Genomic DNA, 17,489 nt, shown 5'->3' with positions numbered 1-17,489 from the left:
CTGGAGCGGGCGAAGGGAATCGAACCCTCGTATAGAGCTTGGGAAGCTCTCGTTCTACCATTGAACTACGCCCGCTTTGAGGTGCGTAAAGCATTATAGACCTTACGCCTCTTCATACAAGCCTCTTCGCAACTAAACGGCGATAAAATAATCACTTAGCACTTCGGCTTGCTGCCCTGTGCCGGAAGATAACGCTGCGGGTCGATGGCGGTGGCCTTATAACGGATCTGGAAGTGCAGCTTCACCGTATCCGTCCCCGTGCTGCCCATGGTGGCGATCTTCTGCCCCGCCTTCACGTTCTGACCGTTATTAACCAGCATTGTGTCGTTATGCGCATAAGCCGTGATGTAGTCTTCGCCATGCTTAATCATGATCAAATTACCGTAACCGCGCAGCTGGTTGCCCACGTACACGACCTTCCCTGCCCCGGAGGCATAAACCGGCGTACCGCGCGCGGCTGCAATATCGATTCCCTTATTGCCGCCTTCAGACAAGGAGTACGGCAGCACAACTTTACCGCTGGCCGGCCAAATCCAGCAGCGCTGTCCGACAGGCGGCCAGGAGGATTGCGGCACCGCATAGGATGGCGTCACTTTGGCGGTTTTGCCTTTCGACGACGATTTTTTGCCCGAGGATGAACCACCATTAACCTTCAGCTTCTGCCCCACTTCGATGGTATATGGCGGAGAGATATTATTCAGACGCGCCAGCTCCTTTACACTGGTCCCCGTCGCGCGCGAAATCCGGTACAACGTATCCCCGCGCTTCACGGTATAGACCGCGCCAGAATAGCTGCCCATATCCGAAGATTTACTCCCTGAACAGCCTGCCAGCAATAGCGTCAGCATCAGGCAGAACACGGCAGTGATGGGGTTTCTCGTCAGGCTTCCTGCAAACAAAACAGATCCTCGGTCAGCGTGAATGGCGCCCTATAATACCAGCCCAAACAGATATGGGTCAGCCCTTTTCCGCTCTGTGGAACAAACCGTTCGTACCGGAATGCAGTATAATGACATCGCTGGTGGTGCTGAACCATCCGCATGGTTAGCACTGGAGCATCAATGAGTATTCAAGAACACGTTATTTTGGTAAATGACCAGGGAATGGTGATTGGCACTCAGGAAAAATACGCTGCACATACCTCCCATACCCCACTCCATCTGGCGTTCTCTTCCTGGCTCTTCAATGCCAAAGGGGAGTGTCTTATCACCCGTCGCGCATTAAGCAAAAAAGCCTGGCCGGGCGTCTGGACGAACTCAGTCTGCGGCCATCCGCAATCTGGTGAAGCGATTGATCAGGCCATTGTGCGCCGCTGCCGCTATGAAGTGGGAGCCGAAATTACCGGGATCACCCCTGTCGCCGCTGAGTTTCGCTACTGTGAAACCGATCCTTCCGGGATCGTCGAAAATGAGATTTGCCCGGTCTTTGCCGCCAGGATCACGAATGCGCTGACGATCAACAGTGATGAAGTGATGGCATACGAATGGGTTGATCTGGACGCGTTGTTCCAGGCTCTGGATGCCACACCGTGGGCCTTTAGCCCCTGGATGGTGATGGAAGCGACGGCGGCACGCGAAAAACTGCGGGCCTTCGCCGCCAAATAAAAAAGCCCCGGCGACTATCGCACGGGGCTTTTTACGATCTGCAGACGTTATTTAACCGGACGCATCGCCGGGAACAGGATCACGTCGCGGATGGTGTGGCTGTTGGTGAACAGCATTACCATACGGTCGATACCAATACCCAGACCCGCCGTTGGTGGCAGGCCGTGCTCCAGCGCCGTCACGTAGTCTTCGTCGAAGAACATCGCTTCGTCGTCGCCTGCCGCTTTTGCGTCAACCTGATCCTGGAAGCGCTGCGCCTGATCTTCTGCATCATTCAGCTCGCTAAAGCCGTTGCCGATTTCACGGCCACCGATGAAGAATTCAAAACGGTCAGTGATCTCCGGGTTCTCGTCATTACGACGCGCCAGCGGGGACACTTCAGCCGGGTATTCAGTGATGAAGGTCGGCTGAATCAGGTGCGCTTCTGCCACTTCTTCGAAGATCTCGGTCACGATACGGCCCAGACCCCAGCTCTTCTCCACTTTAATACCGATGCTTTCAGCGATCGCTTTTGCAGAATCGAAGTTATCCAGATCCGCCATGTTGGTTTCCGGGCGGTATTTCTTGATGGCTTCGCGCATGGTCAGTTTTTCGAACGGCTTGCCGAAGTCGAACACTTCTTCACCGTAAGGTACCTGCGTGGTGCCCAGAATGTCCTGCGCCAGGGTGCGGAACAGGGATTCGGTCAGCTCGATCAGATCTTTATAATCTGCATACGCCATATAGAGTTCCATCATGGTGAACTCTGGGTTATGACGCACGGAGATGCCTTCGTTACGGAAGTTACGGTTGATTTCGAACACGCGATCGAACCCACCTACCACCAGACGCTTCAGGTACAGTTCCGGCGCGATACGCAGGTACATGTCCAGGTCCAGGGCATTGTGATGGGTGATGAACGGACGTGCAGAAGCACCGCCCGGGATCACCTGCATCATTGGGGTTTCCACTTCCATAAAGTCGCGGTTAACCATGAACTGGCGGATACCGGCCATGATCTGGGAGCGAATTTTGAAAGTCTTGCGGGACTCATCGTTAGAGATGAGGTCCAGATAACGCTGGCGGTAGCGCGCTTCCTGATCCTGCAGGCCGTGGAATTTGTCCGGCAGCGGGCGCAGGGCTTTGGTCAACAGACGCAGTTCGGTGCAGTGGATAGACAGTTCACCGGTCTTGGTTTTGAACAGTTTACCTTTCGCGCCCAGGATATCGCCCAGGTCCCACTTCTTGAACTGCTCGTTGTAGATGCCTTCTGGCAGATCGTCACGGGAAACGTACAGCTGAATGCGGCCGCCCACGTCCTGCAGGGTAACGAAAGAGGCTTTACCCATGATACGACGGGTCATCATACGGCCCGCAACGGCCACTTCGATGTTCAGCGCTTCCAGCTCTTCGTTTTCTTTAGCGTCGAAGTCAGCGTGCAGTTGGTCTGAGGTGTGGTCACGACGAAAATCGTTCGGGAACGGCACGCCCTGCTCACGCAGCGCTGCCAGCTTCTCGCGGCGGGTTTTCAGTTCGTTGTTAAGATCGACTACCGCGTCAGCGCCCTGTGCTTGTTGTTCAGACATGTTGGTTCCTCATAACCCTGCTTTCAAACTTGCTTCGATAAATTGGTCCAGGCTGCCGTCCAGCACCGCCTGCGTGTTACGGGTTTCAACCCCGGTACGCAGGTCTTTGATGCGGGAGTCATCAAGGACGTAAGAACGGATCTGGCTGCCCCAGCCGATATCAGACTTGTTGTCTTCCATCGCCTGTTTCTCAGCATTTTTCTTCTGCATCTCCAGCTCATAAAGCTTCGCTTTCATCTGCTTCATGGCCTGGTCTTTGTTCTTATGCTGGGAACGGTCGTTCTGGCACTGTGTTACCAGCCCGGTTGGAATGTGGGTAATACGTACCGCTGATTCCGTACGGTTAACGTGCTGTCCACCCGCGCCAGATGCGCGGTAAACGTCGATACGCAGATCTGCCGGGTTGATTTCGATATCGATATCTTCGTCAACTTCGGGGTAAACAAACGCGGAGCTGAAGGAGGTATGACGACGACCACCGGAGTCGAACGGGCTCTTACGTACCAGGCGGTGAACGCCGGTTTCGGTACGCAGCCAGCCGTAGGCGTAGTCACCAATGATCTTGATGGTGACGGACTTAATGCCAGCCACTTCGCCTTCAGACTCTTCGATAATCTCGGTTTTGAAGCCACGCGCTTCAGCCCAGCGCAGATACATGCGCATCAGCATGCTGGCCCAGTCCTGCGCTTCAGTACCGCCAGAACCCGCCTGGATATCGAGATAGCAGTCAGCGCTATCGTATTCGCCGGAGAACATACGACGGAACTCAAGCTGCGCCAGCTTCTCTTCCAGCACGTCGAGCTCTGCCACGGCTTCGTTAAAGGTTTCTTCGTCGTCGGCTTCTACAGCCAGCTCCAGCAAACCGGAAACGTCTTCCAGCCCCTGAGCCATTTGATCCAGCGTATCTACGATAGCTTCGAGAGAGGAACGCTCTTTACCCAGCGCCTGCGCGCGTTCAGGCTCGTTCCAGACGTCCGGCTGTTCCAGCTCGGCGTTTACTTCTTCAAGACGCTCTTTCTTGGCATCGTAGTCAAAGATACCCCCTAAGAACGTCAGAGCGCTCCGTGAGGTCCTGAATACGGTTTTTTACCGGATTAATTTCAAACATGGTCTGTTTTCTTTTATGGACTTGTCAAAATGCGGTGATAAGAGCGGGATTGTACCGAATCCACGCCCTTTTTTATAGAGATTACTGCCGCTAAATTGGCCAGATATTGTCGATGATGATTTGAAGGGAGCGGTTACCGCGAAACTCGTTGATATCCAGTTTGTAGGCCAGTTCGACCTCGCGTACGCCATTGTCCGGCCAGACAGCGGTATCGACGTTAAAGGCAATACCATCCAACAGCGGGCCGCCGCCCACCGGTTCCACCATCACTTTCAAGTGACGTTCGCCCACGATGCGCTGTTGCAGCAGACGGAAGCGGCCATCGAACAGCGGCTCCGGGAACATCTGCCCCCACGGGCCTGCATCGCGTAGCATTTGCGCCACTTCCATGGTCATCTCCATCGGTGCGAGCTCACCGTCGGAAATCACTTCACCCTGCAGCAGAGCGGGGTCGATCCAGTCAGTCACCAGTTCGCCAAAAAGACGCTGAAACTCGTCGAATTTCGCCTCTTCCAGCGACAAGCCTGCCGCCATCGCGTGACCACCGAATTTGAGCATCAGGCCCGGGTAGAGCGTATCCAGACGCTCCAGCGCATCGCGCATGTGCAGCCCCTGAATCGAACGACCGGAGCCCTTCAGCGTGCCATCGCCTGCGGGCGCAAATGCAATCACCGGACGGTGGAAACGCTCTTTAATACGCGACGCCAGAATGCCCACCACCCCCTGATGCCACTCAGGGTGGTACATCGCCAGCCCGCCTGGCAATGTTTCACCGCTGCGTTCAAGCTTTTCACACAGGGTTAGTGCTTCAGCCTGCATTCCCTGTTCGATCTCTTTGCGGGTCTGGTTCAGCGCATCCAGTTCATTCGCCAGCACGCGCGCTTCACCAATGTTATCGCACAGCAGCAGCGCGACGCCGACGGACATATCGTCCAGCCTGCCAGCCGCGTTCAGGCGCGGGCCGAGGGCAAAGCCCAAATCGCTGGCGGCGAGCTTGAGCGGATCGCGGTTCGCAATCTCCAGCAGCGCCTTAATACCCGGACGACACTTGCCCGCACGAATGCGGCTTAACCCTTGCCAGGTGAGGATACGGTTATTGGTATCGAGCGGTACCACGTCCGCCACGGTGCCGAGCGCAACAAGATCGAGATACTCGGCCAGATTGGGCACGGCGATCCCGCGGGACTCGAACCAGCCTTTATCCCGCAGCAGGGTGCGCAGCGCCAGCATCAGATAAAACGCCACCCCCACGCCCGCCAGTGATTTCGATGGGAAATCGCAGTCGCGCAGGTTCGGGTTAATAATGGCCTCAGCGGCCGGCAGCGTTTCACCCGGCAGGTGGTGATCGGTAACCAGCACCGGGATCCCCAACTGATGCGCGTGATCGACCCCCGCATGGGAGGAGATCCCGTTATCTACAGTCAGGATCATCTGCGCGCCGCGGGCATGTGCCTGATCGACCACTTCCGGGCTAAGGCCATAACCATCTTCAAAGCGGTTAGGCACCAGATAGGTGACGTTTTCGCAGCCCAGCGCGCGCAGACTGAGCACGCTCAGCGCGGTGCTGGTGGCGCCGTCGGCATCGAAATCCCCCACCACCACAATGCGCGTGCCTTCACGAAGCGCGTTGTAAAGTATTTCAGTGGCTTTTTCGATGCCGTTCAGCTGCTGCCAGGGCAGCATCCCTTTGACGCTGCGCTCAAGATCGCCTGCACTCCGCACGCCGCGGCTGGCATAGAGCCGCTTTAACAGCGGCGGAAGATCGGCTGGCAAATCAACCTGTTCAACCGCGTCGCGGCGGCGCAATTTTATTGGGGCTTTCACGCGGATTATTTACCACCAAACTGTTTCTGGTGCGCGTCGAGGAACTCTTTCATCTCTTTTGGCCCCTGATAGCCCGGGACAACGTAGCCGTTGCTTAAGACAATGGCTGGCGTACCGGTCACGCCAAACTGCACGCCCAGTGCGTAGTGGTTGGCAATATCAATATCACAGGAAGCCGGCTGCACACCCTTACCGTTCATCGCGTCATCAAACGCTTTGTTACGATCTTTTGCACACCAGATGGCCTTCATATCCTGCTCAGGCTGGCTCTGCACACCCGCGCGAGGGAAAGCCAGGTAACGCACGGTAATACCCAGTGCGTTGTAATCTTTCATCTCTTCATGCAGCTTGTGGCAGTAGCCACAGGTGATGTCGGTAAAGACGGTTATAACGTGTTTTTCCTGCGCCGCCTTATAAACGATCATCTCTTTTTCAAGCGCATTCAGGTTTTTCATCAGCAGCTGGTTGGTCACGTTCACCGGCTGCGCGCCGCTTACGTCGTACATCGGCCCCTGAATAATGTGTTTGCCGTCTTCGGTCACGTACAGCACGCCGCTGTTGGTTAAAACGGTTTTCATCCCCGCCACCGGCGCAGGCTGAATATCGCTGCTGGTTACGCCGAGTTTCGTCAGCGACTGTTTGATAGCGGCGTCATCCGCATGGGCAAAACCGGTAAAAGAGGCTGCCAGCAGGGTGAACAGCGCAAAAGACTTTTTCATATAAGATCCTGTAACAATTCGTCGGCACTCACGCGCGAGGGTGGTGCTGTTGGTGTAGCTGCCGCAGGCGTTCCGTCGCGACATGGGTGTAAATTTGCGTCGTGGAAAGATCGCTGTGTCCCAGCAGCATCTGCACCACGCGCAGATCGGCGCCGTGGTTCAGCAGATGTGTCGCAAAGGCATGCCGCAACACGTGCGGCGACAGCTTTTCGCTGTCAATGCCCGCCAGTGTGGCGTAATGCTTGATGCGATGCCAGAACGTTTGCCGCGTCATCTGCTGCGCACGCTGGCTGGGGAACAAAACATCGATAGAAACGCCGTTCAGCAACCACGGACGACCGTGCTCCAGATACGTTTCCAGCCAGTACACCGCCTCTTCTCCCAGCGGGACCAGCCGTTCCTTGTTCCCTTTACCGATCACACGAACCACGCCCTGACGTAAGCTGATGTCGCTCATCGTCAGGCCAACCAGTTCCGAAACGCGCAAGCCGGTAGCATACAATAGCTCAAGCATGGCTTTATCGCGTAACTCCAGCGGCAGGTCAACAGCCGGTGATTGTAATAATCTCTCAACTTGTGCTTCGCTGAGATCTTTCGGTAGCCGCTGCGGGAGTTTAGGCGATGCCAGGAGGGCGCTGGGATCGTCCGCGCGAATTTTCTCACGGTAGAGATGCTGGAACAGTCGACGCATTGCACTGAGCAGACGCGCAGAGCTGGTGGCTTTGTAGCCCCCCTCCATACGCTCGCCCAGCAGCGCTTGCAGGTCGTCGCTTTGTGCGCTCTCCAGCGACAGTCCCCGGTGTGCCAGCCACTCCACCAGCATGGTGAGGTCCCGCCGATAGGCGCTCAGCGTATTTTGGGCCAGGTTTTTCTCCAGCCACAGCGCGTCGAGAAACTGTTCGATGAGTGCGAGATCCTTTTCCACATCAGCCCCTTTGATTCTGCAATCCGGGCATTATGCCTGATTGCGAGCGGTTTCTGGTACACTACGCGCAAAGTCATAGCAAGAATTGAGATAGATACGCGATGAATATTGGTCTGTTTTATGGTTCCAGCACCTGCTACACCGAAATGGCGGCAGAGAAAATTCGCGACATCATTGGCCCGGAACTGGTGACGTTGCATAACCTGAAGGACGATGCGCTCACGCTGATGGAGCAGTACGACGTATTGATCCTCGGCATCCCGACCTGGGATTTCGGTGAGATACAGGAAGACTGGGAAGCCATCTGGGATCAGCTCGATACGCTCAACCTCGACGGCAAAATCATTGCCATGTACGGTATGGGCGACCAGTTCGGTTACGGGGAATGGTTCCTGGATGCTCTCGGCATGCTGCACGATAAGCTGGCACCGAAGGGCGTCACGTTTATCGGCTACTGGCCAACGGAAGGTTACGAATTTACCAGTAAAAAACCGATTATCGCAGACGGCCAACTGTTTGTCGGGCTCGCGCTGGATGAAACCAACCAGTACGATCTGAGCGACGAGCGTCTGCAAACCTGGTGCGAACAGATTCTGGGCGAAATGGCCGAGAAGTTCAGTTAACGCGTATTATTCCTGCGTCGGTTGCTGCTGCAGTAGCATCCGGCGCAGTTCCCGCCACTCCGCAATATCCATACTGTCGGCGGCCAGCCACAGATGCTGGCACTTACCGCCGCCCACCTGGCGTAACCGTAGCATCATGCCGGAACTGAGCATCCAGGGCATACCGAGGATATCCCACTCTTTACCCTGCCAGCGCAGGCGGGAGTCCATCAGTAATTTGATCTCACCCTGGCGGGCATTGATCCGGCGCTGGCTGCGCACGCTGTCAAAAACGACGAACGACAGCAACAACAGCCACAGCGGCGTATAGCTAAGCGGCCACGGCATCAGTAAAACAAATGCCGCGACCAGGCCGTGGAGCAATAACGACATCCACTGCGAGCGCCACGAGACGCGAAGATCAGATTGCCACAGGACCACGTTCCCGATTCCGTGTTTGAATTAATTGCACCATCCGTTGCAACTCGGTGTCGGCGGGCTTGCCGTGGTTCATCAGCCAGTTGAATAAATCGGGATCGTCAGACTCAAGCAGGCGAACAAACAGACGCTTATCCTCATCGCTTAAGCTGTCATACTCATATTCGAAGAAAGGCATGATGGAGATATCAAGTTCACGCATGCCGCGTCGGCATGCCCAGTGAATACGGGCCTTGTTGTTAATATCCATGTTCTGTTTCCTGCATTACGTTTGGCACAGTCGGTACCCCGTTCAGTCTTCTTTATTTCTCTGCGGGGACACTCGCTAGTGTAACGTGTTTTTGACCGTTTCTTTACTGGAATATTGCGAAGCTGAAGCGGGCTTCCAGAATAACCCCTATAAAGACAGCGGATTACACTATTTTGCGTGGCGCTACGCATTGCTGCGTTATGGCACGAATGGCCTGCTGAAAGCGCTTGCAATGGCTGTAGTCTCTTTTACCATTAGGCATTATCAAAGCGTTAAGCAATTCAGGATACCGTTATGGCATTTACACCATTTTCTCCTCGCCAGCCCGCCGCCTCTGCGCGTCTGCCGCTGACGCTTATTTCTCTTGATGACTGGGCACTGGCCACACTCGTTGGTGCCGACGCCGAAAAATACCTTCAGGGCCAGGTCACGGCAGACGTGAGCCAGATGACCGAACATCAGCACCTGCTGGCTGCGCATTGCGATCCAAAAGGCAAAATGTGGAGCAACCTGCGTCTGTTCCGCCGTCAGGATGGCTTTGCCTTTATTGAGCGCCGCAGCCTGCGTGATGACCAGCTTAAAGAGCTAAAGAAATACGCGGTCTTTTCCAAAGTCACCATTGCGCCAGATGACGAGCACGTGCTGCTGGGCGTGGCCGGTTTCCAGGCGCGTGCCGCGCTGAAAAACCTGTTCAACGAACTGCCGGATGCAGAAAAACAGCTGGTTAGCGAAGGTGAGACCTCCATCCTGTGGTTTGAACACCCTGCAGAGCGTTTCCTGCTGGTGACCGACGCCGCGACCGCCGAGCGCGTTACTGAGGCCCTGCGCGGTGAAGCCCAGTTCAATAACAGCCAGCAGTGGCTGGCACTGAACATTGAAGCGGGTCTGCCGGTGATTGACGCGGCCAACAGCGCGCAGTTTATTCCGCAGGCGACTAACCTGCAGGCGCTGGGCGGCATCAGCTTTAAAAAAGGCTGTTACACCGGCCAGGAGATGGTCGCGCGGGCAAAATTCCGCGGCGCGAATAAGCGCGCGCTGTGGACACTGGCGGGTCACGCCAGCCGTGTACCGGAAGCGGGTGAAGATTTAGAACTGAAGATGGGTGAAAACTGGCGCCGTACCGGCACCGTGTTAGCCGCCGTTCAGCTGGATGATGGCCGTCTGCTGGTGCAGGCAGTGATGAACAACGACATGGAAGCCGACAGCGTGTTCCGCGTGCGTGATGATGCCAATACCTTGAGTATTGAGCCGCTGCCGTATTCACTGGAAGAGTGATGCTGTATCGCCCGGTGGCGCTGCGCTTACCGGGCCTACGGTTTTGGTGTTCTCCCTCTCGCTGTGGGAGAGGGTTAGGGTGAGGGCAACAGGCCGCAAGATGTAAAAACTACACCTGCCCCACATACAAATAAATGGCCAGGAAGTGACACACGCTGCCCCCAAGTACAAAGCCGTGCCAGATGGCATGGTTATAAGGGATGCGCTTGCAGACATAGAAAATGACGCCCAACGAGTAGACCACGCCGCCTACGGCAAGCAGGGTCACGCCCCCTACCGCCAGCTTAATCGCCAGCTGATAAACCACTATCAGCGACAGCCAGCCCATCGTCAGGTAGGTCACCAGCGACAGCACCTTAAACCGGTGCGCAATGGTCAGCTTAAAGAGGATCCCCAGCAGTGCCAGGCTCCAGATCACAATCATCAGGCCACGCGACAGCGGTGAGTTCAACCCCACCAGCAGGAATGGCGTGTAGGTGCCTGCAATAAGAAGATAGATAGCGCAGTGGTCAAATTTTTTGAGCCATATCTTTGCCCGCTGATACGGAATGGCGTGATACAGCGTCGACGCCAGAAACAGCAGGATCATACTCCCGCCATACAGGCTGTAGCTGGTAATGGCCATGGCACTGGCGTTGGTGTCCACCGCCTGCACCAGTAATAACACTAAACCGACAATCCCAAACACCAGGCCAATGCCGTGGCTGATGCTGTTGGCTACTTCCTCAGCCAGTGAATATCCCTGTGCGATTAATGGTCTGCTCACCATACAAAACTCCGGGAAAACGAAAGATGATTATTCATCGCATGACTATGCTAACTGAGAATGATTCCAGTGAACACCTGTTAGCTAAAATAATTTCAATCCATAATTTATATATAAAAATCATAGATATAAAAAACAGTTTCACCTTACATTTGTTCACATTAAAATTTAATCATTATGAATCAAAGGCATAAAAATGGATCCTGCCCTCTGGCTGCATGTTATGATGGGTCAATGAGGTCTGAATGAGAGTTATGCCACTGTGAGTATGTTCACCCACGCCGCCATTGCCAGTCTCAATAATCTGGAGATGATGGTCTACAACTATGTCATTAAAAATCGTGACAAAGTAATGTACATGACTATCCGCGAACTGGCGGACGCGGCAGGTGTCTCCACCACCACTATCCTGCGCTTTTGCCGCAAACTCAACTGCGAAGGCTACTCTGAATTCCGCGTACGCTTTAAGCTCTATCTGGAGCAGAATGAGCCTCAGCAGATAAATTTTGGTGCCAGTGAAATTATCAGCTTCTTTAAAAGCGTTAATAATGAAGAGTTCGATACATTATTAGATGAAGCGGTGGAGATAATATTATCGTCCGAGCGAATTATCTTTGTCGGCGCAGGGACCTCAGGCTCGCTGGCAAAATATGGTGCACGCTTCTTTTCTAATATCGGTAAATTCAGCAACCATATCGACGATCCTTATTTCCCGGTGACCAATGATATGGCCAAAAATGCGCTGGCGATTGTCCTGTCGGTATCCGGTGAAACGGAAGAGATCCTGCGCTTCGCCAGCCAGTTCAGCCTGCATCACTGCAAGGTACTCTCCATTACCAGCCATGAGCACTCGCGGCTGGCAAAACTGGCCGATTTTAATCTCTCCTGGCATGTTCCCCAGACGCGTATTGCAGGCGTGTATGATATCACCACCCAAATCCCCGTTATTTATATTCTGGAGTCGCTCGGGCGTAAACTGGCGAAGAAATTAACAAAATAAAACATCCTGTTTTTTGCATGTAACAAATTACAATTCAGGCAAATTGTTATATCGTGACATTTAATGTCGCTTTGCTAGACTCGATTCCAATAAGTCATGAATTGAGAATAGCAACGATGAAAAAATTAACCTTACCAAAAGATTTTTTATGGGGCGGCGCGGTTGCTGCTCACCAGGTGGAAGGCGGCTGGAACAAAGGCGGCAAAGGGCCGAGCATCTGTGACGTGCTGACCGGTGGCGCGCATGGCGTTCCCCGTGAAATCACCCAGGAAGTGGTACCGGGTAAATACTACCCAAACCACGAGGCCATCGACTTTCACGGCCACTACAAAGAAGACATCAAGCTGTTTGCCGAGATGGGCTTCAAATGTTTCCGCACCTCTATCGCCTGGACGCGCATCTTCCCGAAAGGTGACGAAACGCAGCCCAATGAAGAAGGGCTGAAGTTTTACGACGATCTGTTCGATGAATTGCTGAAGTACAACATCGAGCCGGTGATCACCCTCTCCCACTTCGAAATGCCGCTGCACCTGGTGCAGGAATATGGTGCCTGGACCAACCGTAAAGTGGTCGATTTCTTTGTCCGTTTCGCGGAAGTGGTCTTCGAGCGTTACAAAAACAAGGTCAAATACTGGATGACCTTCAACGAAATCAACAACCAGCGTAACTGGCGTGCCCCGCTGTTCGGTTACTGCTGCTCCGGTGTGGTCTATACCGAGCACGACAACCCGGAAGAGACCATGTACCAGGTGCTGCATCATCAGTTTGTGGCAAGCGCCCTGGCAGTGAAAGCTGCGCGTCGTATTAACCCGGAAATGAAGGTCGGCTGTATGCTGGCGATGGTGGCGCTCTATCCGTTCTCCTGTAAACCGGAGGACGTGATGTTTGCCCAGGAATCCATGCGTGAACGCTATGTCTTTACCGACGTTCAGCTGCGCGGTTATTACCCGTCTTATGTACTGAATGAGTGGGAGCGCCGTGGTTTTACCATTAACATGGAGCCGGGTGATGAACAGATCCTGCGTGAAGGTACCTGCGACTACTTAGGTTTCAGCTATTACATGACTAACGCCGTCAAAGCAGAAGGCGGTACCGGCGATGCAATTTCAGGCTTTGAAGGCAGCGTGCCCAACCCGCATGTGAAAGCCTCTGACTGGGGCTGGCAGATTGACCCTGTGGGTCTGCGCTACTCTCTGTGTGAGCTATACGAGCGTTATCAGAAACCGCTGTTTATCGTCGAGAACGGTTTTGGCGCCTACGATAAAGTGGAAGAAGATGGCAGCATTAACGACGACTACCGCATCGACTATCTGCGCGCTCACGTGGAAGAGATGATCAAAGCCGTGACGCACGATGGCGTGGACCTGATGGGTTATACGCCTTGGGGCTGTATCGACTGCGTGTCGTTCACCACCGGCCAGTACAGCAAGCGCTATGGTTTTATCTATGTGAACAAGCACGACGACGGCACGGGCGACATGTCGCGCTCCCGTAAGAAAAGCTTCGAGTGGTATAAAGGTGTGATTGCCAGTAACGGTGAGACGCTTTAACTCTGTAACGCCGGGCGGCGCTACGCTTGATCCCCTCTCCCTTTTGGGGAGAGGGTTAGGGTGAGGGGTTTACTTCCCGCCCGCTAACTCAATAAAACTGCCCGTCACGTACGACGCTTTCTCGCTCAGCAGCCAGACAATCGCCTGGGCTACCTCTTCAGGCTGGCCACCGCGCTGCATCGGCAGCAACGACTTAACGCGATCCACACGTCCCGGCTCTCCACCGTCGGCATGGATGTCGGTATAGATAAGCCCAGGACGCACGCAGTTAACGCGGATACCTTGCGCCGCCACTTCCAGCGCTAACCCGGTTGTCAGTGAATCCACCGCCCCTTTGGACGCCGCGTAATCCACATACTCACCCGGTGCGCCCAGTCGTGACGCCGCGGAGGAGACATTCACAATCGCCCCACCTTTGCCGCCATGTTTGTGCGACATACGCTTTACCGCTTCACGGCAGCAAAGGAAATATCCCGTGACGTTGGTTGCCAGCACGCAATTAATGCGTTCAGCCGAAAGATTTTCGATGGTGGATTGCTCAAACAGGATCCCGGCGTTATTCACCAGCGCGGTCAGCGGCTCAGCTTCTCGGTCAAGACTGTCGAACATCGCCAGTACCTGCGCTTCATCGCTGATATCCGCGCGCAGGGCAAAGGCTTTACCGCCTGCCCCAACGATCTGGTTGATAACGTCCGTCGCAGCCTTGATATTGTGGTGATAATTCACCGCCACGGTGTAGCCTTCGTTTGCCAGCTGCAGCGCGGTGGCTTTACCGATACCGCGGCTGGCGCCTGTTACAAGTGCAATACCCATTCTTTTCTCCCAATAAAAAAGCCGGGTATGGCGGCTTCGCCATACCCGGCCTACGTTACTACATCAACACGATTACTGGTATTCGCTCATCGGTACACAGGAGCAGAACAGATTACGGTCACCATAGACGTCATCAAGACGTTTCACGGTTGGCCAGTATTTGTTTGCCACACCGGCCGGGAAGACCGCCAGTTCACGGCTGTAACCGTGATTCCACTCCGCCACCATTTCATGCTGCGTGTGCGGCGCATTGACCAGCGGGTTGTCTTCCAGCGTCCATTCGCCGTCCTGCACGCGGTCGATCTCCATGCGGATGGCCAGCATCGCATCAATAAAGCGGTCCAGCTCGGCTTTGCTCTCGGACTCCGTTGGCTCCACCATCAGCGTACCCGCAACCGGGAACGACATGGTTGGCGCATGGAATCCATAGTCGATAAGACGTTTGGCAATATCCAGCTCGCTAATGCCGGTCTGCTCTTTCAGCGGACGAATATCCAGAATGCACTCGTGCGCCACGCGGCCATCACGACCGGTGTAGAGCACCGGAAAGGCTGACTTGAGGCGGGTCGCGATGTAGTTAGCGTTCAGGATCGCCACCTGGCTTGCCTTCTTCAGCCCTTCCGCGCCCATCATGCGGATGTACATCCAGCTGATTGGCAGGATAGAGGCGCTACCAAACGGTGCCGCTGACACCGCGCCCTGACGGGTCAGCATCCCTTCGATCTGCACCACGCTATGGCCTGGAACAAACGGTGCCAGGTGTGCTTTCACGCCGATTGGCCCCATACCCGGGCCGCCACCGCCGTGCGGAATGCAGAAGGTTTTATGCAGGTTCAGGTGCGAAACGTCCGCACCGATGAAGCCCGGCGAGGTGATGCCCACCTGCGCATTCATGTTCGCACCGTCGAGATAGACCTGGCCGCCAAACTGATGCACCACTTCACACACTTCACGGATGGTCTCTTCGTACACGCCGTGAGTCGACGGGTAGGTCACCATGATGCAGGAGAGCTTATCGCCCGCCTGTTCGGCTTTCGCACGCAGGTCAGCGAGGTCAATGTTGCCGTTCTTATCGCACGCCACCACGACCACTTCCATTCCCGCCATCTGGGCGGAGGCCGGGTTGGTGCCGTGGGCAGAGCTTGGGATCAGGCAGATATCACGGTGGCCTTCGTTACGGCTCTCGTGATAGTGGCGGATCGCCAGCAGACCGGCGTACTCACCCTGCGCGCCAGAGTTTGGCTGCATGCAGAGCGCATCGTAACCCGTCAGTTTCACCAGCCAGTCGGAGAGCTGGTTGATCATCAGGTGATACCCTTCCGCCTGTTCGGCAGGGCAGAACGGGTGCAGCTCGGCAAACTCAGGCCAGGTGATAGGGATCATCTCCGCCGCCGCGTTCAGCTTCATGGTGCAGGAACCCAGCGGGATCATCGCCTGGTTCAGCGCCAGATCCTTGCGCTCCAGAGAGTGCATGTAACGCATCATCTCGGTTTCGCTGTGGTAGCGGTTAAAGACCGGGTGCGTCAGGATCGCATCGTTACGCAGCATGCTTTCCTGAATTGAGCGGCTGTCGAGCGCGACCTCTTTGTCCAGCGTATCAATATCCAGACCGTGCGCGTCGCCCAGCAACACGTTAAACAGGTTGACGATATCTACACGGGTGGTGGATTCATCGAGGGTGATGCCGACCGCGTTATGGATGTCGCTGCGCAGGTTGATTTGCGCCGCATCAGCACGCGCCAGCACCGCCGCTTTGTCCGCCACTTCAACGCACAGGGTGTCGAAGTAGTGAGCGTGACGCAGTTTGAGGCCTTTCTGCTGCAGACCGCAGGCCAGAATATCGGCCAGACGGTGAATGCGGCTGGCGATGCGTTTCAGGCCAACCGGACCATGGAACACCGCATACAGGCTGGCAATGTTAGCCAGCAGAACCTGCGAGGTACAAATGTTGGAGTTCGCTTTCTCGCGGCGGATATGCTGCTCACGCGTCTGCATCGCCATGCGCAGCGCAGTGTTACCGGCAGCGTCTTTTGACACACCGATAATACGGCCAGGCATGGAGCGTTTGAATTCATCTTTTGCCGCAAAGAATGCCGCGTGCGGGCCGCCGTAGCCCATCGGCACGCCGAAGCGCTGCGCAGAGCCGAAGACGATATCCGCACCCTGTTTGCCAGGCGCCGTCAACAGTACCAGTGCCATAAAATCAGCGGCGACGCTGACAACGACTTTGCGGGATTTGAGTTCGGTCATCAGCGCGCTGTAGTCATGCACTTCGCCGGTGGTGCCCACCTGCTGTAGCAGCACGCCAAAGACATCCTGGTGATCCAGTACTTTGTCGGCATCATCGACAATCACGTCGAAGCCAAAGGTTTCCGCACGAGTGCGTACCACGTCCAGCGTCTGCGGATGAACATCCGCCGCCACGAAGAAGCGGTTGGCGTTTTTCAGCTTGCTCACGCGTTTCGCCATTGCCATGGCTTCTGCCGCGGCGGTCGCTTCATCCAGCAGAGACGCAGAGGCGATGTCGAGACCGGTCAGATCCAAGGTCACCTGCTGGAAGTTCAACAGCGCTTCCAGACGGCCCTGGGACACTTCCGGCTGATAGGGTGTATACGCGGTATACCAGCCCGGGTTTTCCAGCATGTTGCGCAGGATCACCGGCGGTAACTGCACGTTGGTATAACCCATGCCAATGTAAGACTTATAGCGCTTGTTAAGGGCTGCAATGGCCTTTAATTCTGCCAGCGCAGCAAATTCAGTCGTCGCCTCGCCCACCTGTGGTGGTGTGGCAAGCTGGATGTCTTTTGGCACGATCTGGCCGATCAGTGCGTCTAATGAATCCGCGCCAACTGTCTTCAGCATCTCCTGCTGTTGCTGAGCATCCGGCCCTATGTGACGTTCAATGAAGGCGCCACGGTTTTCAAGCTGGCTTAAAGTCTGTGTCATGAGCGATGGTTCCTGAAACGTGCAGTGAATATAAGTTCCCTCTCCCTGTGGGAGAGGGTTAGGGTGAGGGGAAGATGGGCACCCTCACCCCTGTCCTCTCCCGA

Annotated in this window: 16 protein-coding genes and 1 tRNA gene; 5 read left to right on the top strand and 12 right to left on the bottom strand. The window is 55.2% G+C overall.

From position 1 onward, the window contains the following. Position 1: 1 nt before the first annotated feature. Both M8370_RS15045 and actS read right to left on the bottom strand, forming a co-directional pair. Positions 2–75: transfer RNA gene (locus M8370_RS15045), tRNA-Gly, on the bottom strand. An 80-nt stretch (positions 76–155) separates the two neighbouring features. After that, entirely contained in the window at positions 156–899 is a 744-nt protein-coding gene (gene actS, locus M8370_RS15040) for an amidase activator ActS (protein ID WP_013098606.1), read from the bottom strand. Between the two features lie 162 nt (positions 900–1,061). On the opposite strand from actS, the gene idi reads away from it, so the two are divergent. Further along, the gene (gene idi, locus M8370_RS15035; protein ID WP_013098607.1) at positions 1,062–1,604 is read left to right on the top strand and encodes an isopentenyl-diphosphate Delta-isomerase; all 543 of its coding nucleotides are present in this window, start codon (positions 1,062–1,064) and stop codon (positions 1,602–1,604) included. A gap of 47 nt (positions 1,605–1,651) precedes the next feature. Here the strand turns inward: idi and lysS are convergent, their stop codons facing one another. The 5 genes from lysS to xerD form a co-directional block, all read right to left on the bottom strand. Beyond that, positions 1,652–3,169, bottom strand: coding sequence for a lysine--tRNA ligase (lysS, locus tag M8370_RS15030; RefSeq protein ID WP_013098608.1), 1,518 nt, complete (start codon positions 3,167–3,169; stop codon positions 1,652–1,654). A 9-nt stretch (positions 3,170–3,178) separates the two neighbouring features. Then, a protein-coding gene (gene prfB, locus M8370_RS15025) for a peptide chain release factor 2 (RefSeq protein WP_095908218.1) occupies positions 3,179–4,277 on the bottom strand; the annotation gives its coding sequence in 2 pieces (ribosomal slippage) (positions 3,179–4,201 and positions 4,203–4,277; 1,098 coding nt in all). A 90-nt stretch (positions 4,278–4,367) separates the two neighbouring features. Then, a complete protein-coding gene (recJ, locus tag M8370_RS15020) occupies positions 4,368–6,101 on the bottom strand; it encodes a single-stranded-DNA-specific exonuclease RecJ (protein ID WP_248057731.1) in 1,734 nt (577 codons plus the stop codon). Between the two features lie 5 nt (positions 6,102–6,106). Then, positions 6,107–6,820 (bottom strand): bifunctional protein-disulfide isomerase/oxidoreductase DsbC, encoded by a 714-nt coding sequence (gene dsbC / locus M8370_RS15015; protein WP_013098611.1) that lies wholly within the window; start codon positions 6,818–6,820, stop codon positions 6,107–6,109. A gap of 28 nt (positions 6,821–6,848) precedes the next feature. Further along, a complete protein-coding gene (xerD, locus tag M8370_RS15010) occupies positions 6,849–7,745 on the bottom strand; it encodes a site-specific tyrosine recombinase XerD (protein ID WP_013098612.1) in 897 nt (298 codons plus the stop codon). Between the two features lie 101 nt (positions 7,746–7,846). On the opposite strand from xerD, the gene fldB reads away from it, so the two are divergent. Further along, positions 7,847–8,368 (top strand): flavodoxin FldB, encoded by a 522-nt coding sequence (gene fldB / locus M8370_RS15005; RefSeq protein ID WP_013098613.1) that lies wholly within the window; start codon positions 7,847–7,849, stop codon positions 8,366–8,368. Positions 8,369–8,374: 6 nt separating this feature from the next. On the opposite strand, the gene M8370_RS15000 is transcribed toward fldB, so the two are convergent. Both M8370_RS15000 and sdhE read right to left on the bottom strand, forming a co-directional pair. Continuing rightward, the gene (locus M8370_RS15000) at positions 8,375–8,788 is read right to left on the bottom strand and encodes a protein YgfX (RefSeq protein ID WP_023620447.1); all 414 of its coding nucleotides are present in this window, start codon (positions 8,786–8,788) and stop codon (positions 8,375–8,377) included. Further along, positions 8,769–9,035 carry an FAD assembly factor SdhE gene (gene sdhE / locus M8370_RS14995; protein WP_013098615.1) on the bottom strand — a complete coding sequence of 89 codons (267 nt, stop codon included), beginning with the start codon at positions 9,033–9,035 and terminating at the stop codon, positions 8,769–8,771. The genes M8370_RS15000 and sdhE overlap by 20 nt, the downstream gene beginning before the upstream one ends. A gap of 294 nt (positions 9,036–9,329) precedes the next feature. On the opposite strand from sdhE, the gene ygfZ reads away from it, so the two are divergent. Then, complete coding sequence (gene ygfZ, locus M8370_RS14990; RefSeq protein ID WP_023620448.1) at positions 9,330–10,310, top strand: tRNA-modifying protein YgfZ; 981 nt, start codon at positions 9,330–9,332, stop codon at positions 10,308–10,310. 109 nt (positions 10,311–10,419) lie between these two features. On the opposite strand, the gene trhA is transcribed toward ygfZ, so the two are convergent. After that, positions 10,420–11,079, bottom strand: a complete 660-nt coding sequence (trhA, locus tag M8370_RS14985; RefSeq protein WP_048970648.1) for a PAQR family membrane homeostasis protein TrhA — start codon at positions 11,077–11,079, stop codon at positions 10,420–10,422. Between the two features lie 265 nt (positions 11,080–11,344). On the opposite strand from trhA, the gene M8370_RS14980 reads away from it, so the two are divergent. Both M8370_RS14980 and M8370_RS14975 read left to right on the top strand, forming a co-directional pair. Beyond that, positions 11,345–12,076 (top strand): MurR/RpiR family transcriptional regulator, encoded by a 732-nt coding sequence (locus tag M8370_RS14980; RefSeq protein WP_250021254.1) that lies wholly within the window; start codon positions 11,345–11,347, stop codon positions 12,074–12,076. A 116-nt stretch (positions 12,077–12,192) separates the two neighbouring features. Further along, entirely contained in the window at positions 12,193–13,626 is a 1,434-nt protein-coding gene (locus M8370_RS14975; protein WP_020687084.1) for a 6-phospho-beta-glucosidase, read from the top strand. A 69-nt stretch (positions 13,627–13,695) separates the two neighbouring features. Here the strand turns inward: M8370_RS14975 and M8370_RS14970 are convergent, their stop codons facing one another. Beyond that, the gene (locus M8370_RS14970; protein ID WP_062730111.1) at positions 13,696–14,439 is read right to left on the bottom strand and encodes an SDR family oxidoreductase; all 744 of its coding nucleotides are present in this window, start codon (positions 14,437–14,439) and stop codon (positions 13,696–13,698) included. Between the two features lie 72 nt (positions 14,440–14,511). Next, a complete protein-coding gene (gcvP, locus tag M8370_RS14965; protein ID WP_038983907.1) occupies positions 14,512–17,385 on the bottom strand; it encodes an aminomethyl-transferring glycine dehydrogenase in 2,874 nt (957 codons plus the stop codon). Positions 17,386–17,489 lie beyond the last annotated feature (104 nt).

This window comes from Enterobacter cloacae complex sp. OE43NF, assembly GCF_023544405.1.
GTDB classification, from domain to species: Bacteria; Pseudomonadota; Gammaproteobacteria; order Enterobacterales; family Enterobacteriaceae; genus Enterobacter; species Enterobacter cloacae.
This window is presented reverse-complemented; position numbering and strand designations above follow the sequence as displayed.

Coding starts and splice junctions, on each gene's coding strand:
- M8370_RS14980 (WP_250021254.1), top strand. CDS start 11,345: ATGTTCACCCACGCCGCCATTGCCAGTCTCAATAATCTGGAGATGATG.
- fldB (WP_013098613.1), top strand. CDS start 7,847: ATGAATATTGGTCTGTTTTATGGTTCCAGCACCTGCTACACCGAAATG.
- gcvP (WP_038983907.1), bottom strand. CDS start 17,385: ATGACACAGACTTTAAGCCAGCTTGAAAACCGTGGCGCCTTCATTGAA.
- M8370_RS14975 (WP_020687084.1), top strand. CDS start 12,193: ATGAAAAAATTAACCTTACCAAAAGATTTTTTATGGGGCGGCGCGGTT.
- sdhE (WP_013098615.1), bottom strand. CDS start 9,035: ATGGATATTAACAACAAGGCCCGTATTCACTGGGCATGCCGACGCGGC.
- M8370_RS14970 (WP_062730111.1), bottom strand. CDS start 14,439: ATGGGTATTGCACTTGTAACAGGCGCCAGCCGCGGTATCGGTAAAGCC.
- lysS (WP_013098608.1), bottom strand. CDS start 3,169: ATGTCTGAACAACAAGCACAGGGCGCTGACGCGGTAGTCGATCTTAAC.
- ygfZ (WP_023620448.1), top strand. CDS start 9,330: ATGGCATTTACACCATTTTCTCCTCGCCAGCCCGCCGCCTCTGCGCGT.
- idi (WP_013098607.1), top strand. CDS start 1,062: ATGAGTATTCAAGAACACGTTATTTTGGTAAATGACCAGGGAATGGTG.
- dsbC (WP_013098611.1), bottom strand. CDS start 6,820: ATGAAAAAGTCTTTTGCGCTGTTCACCCTGCTGGCAGCCTCTTTTACC.
- trhA (WP_048970648.1), bottom strand. CDS start 11,079: ATGGTGAGCAGACCATTAATCGCACAGGGATATTCACTGGCTGAGGAA.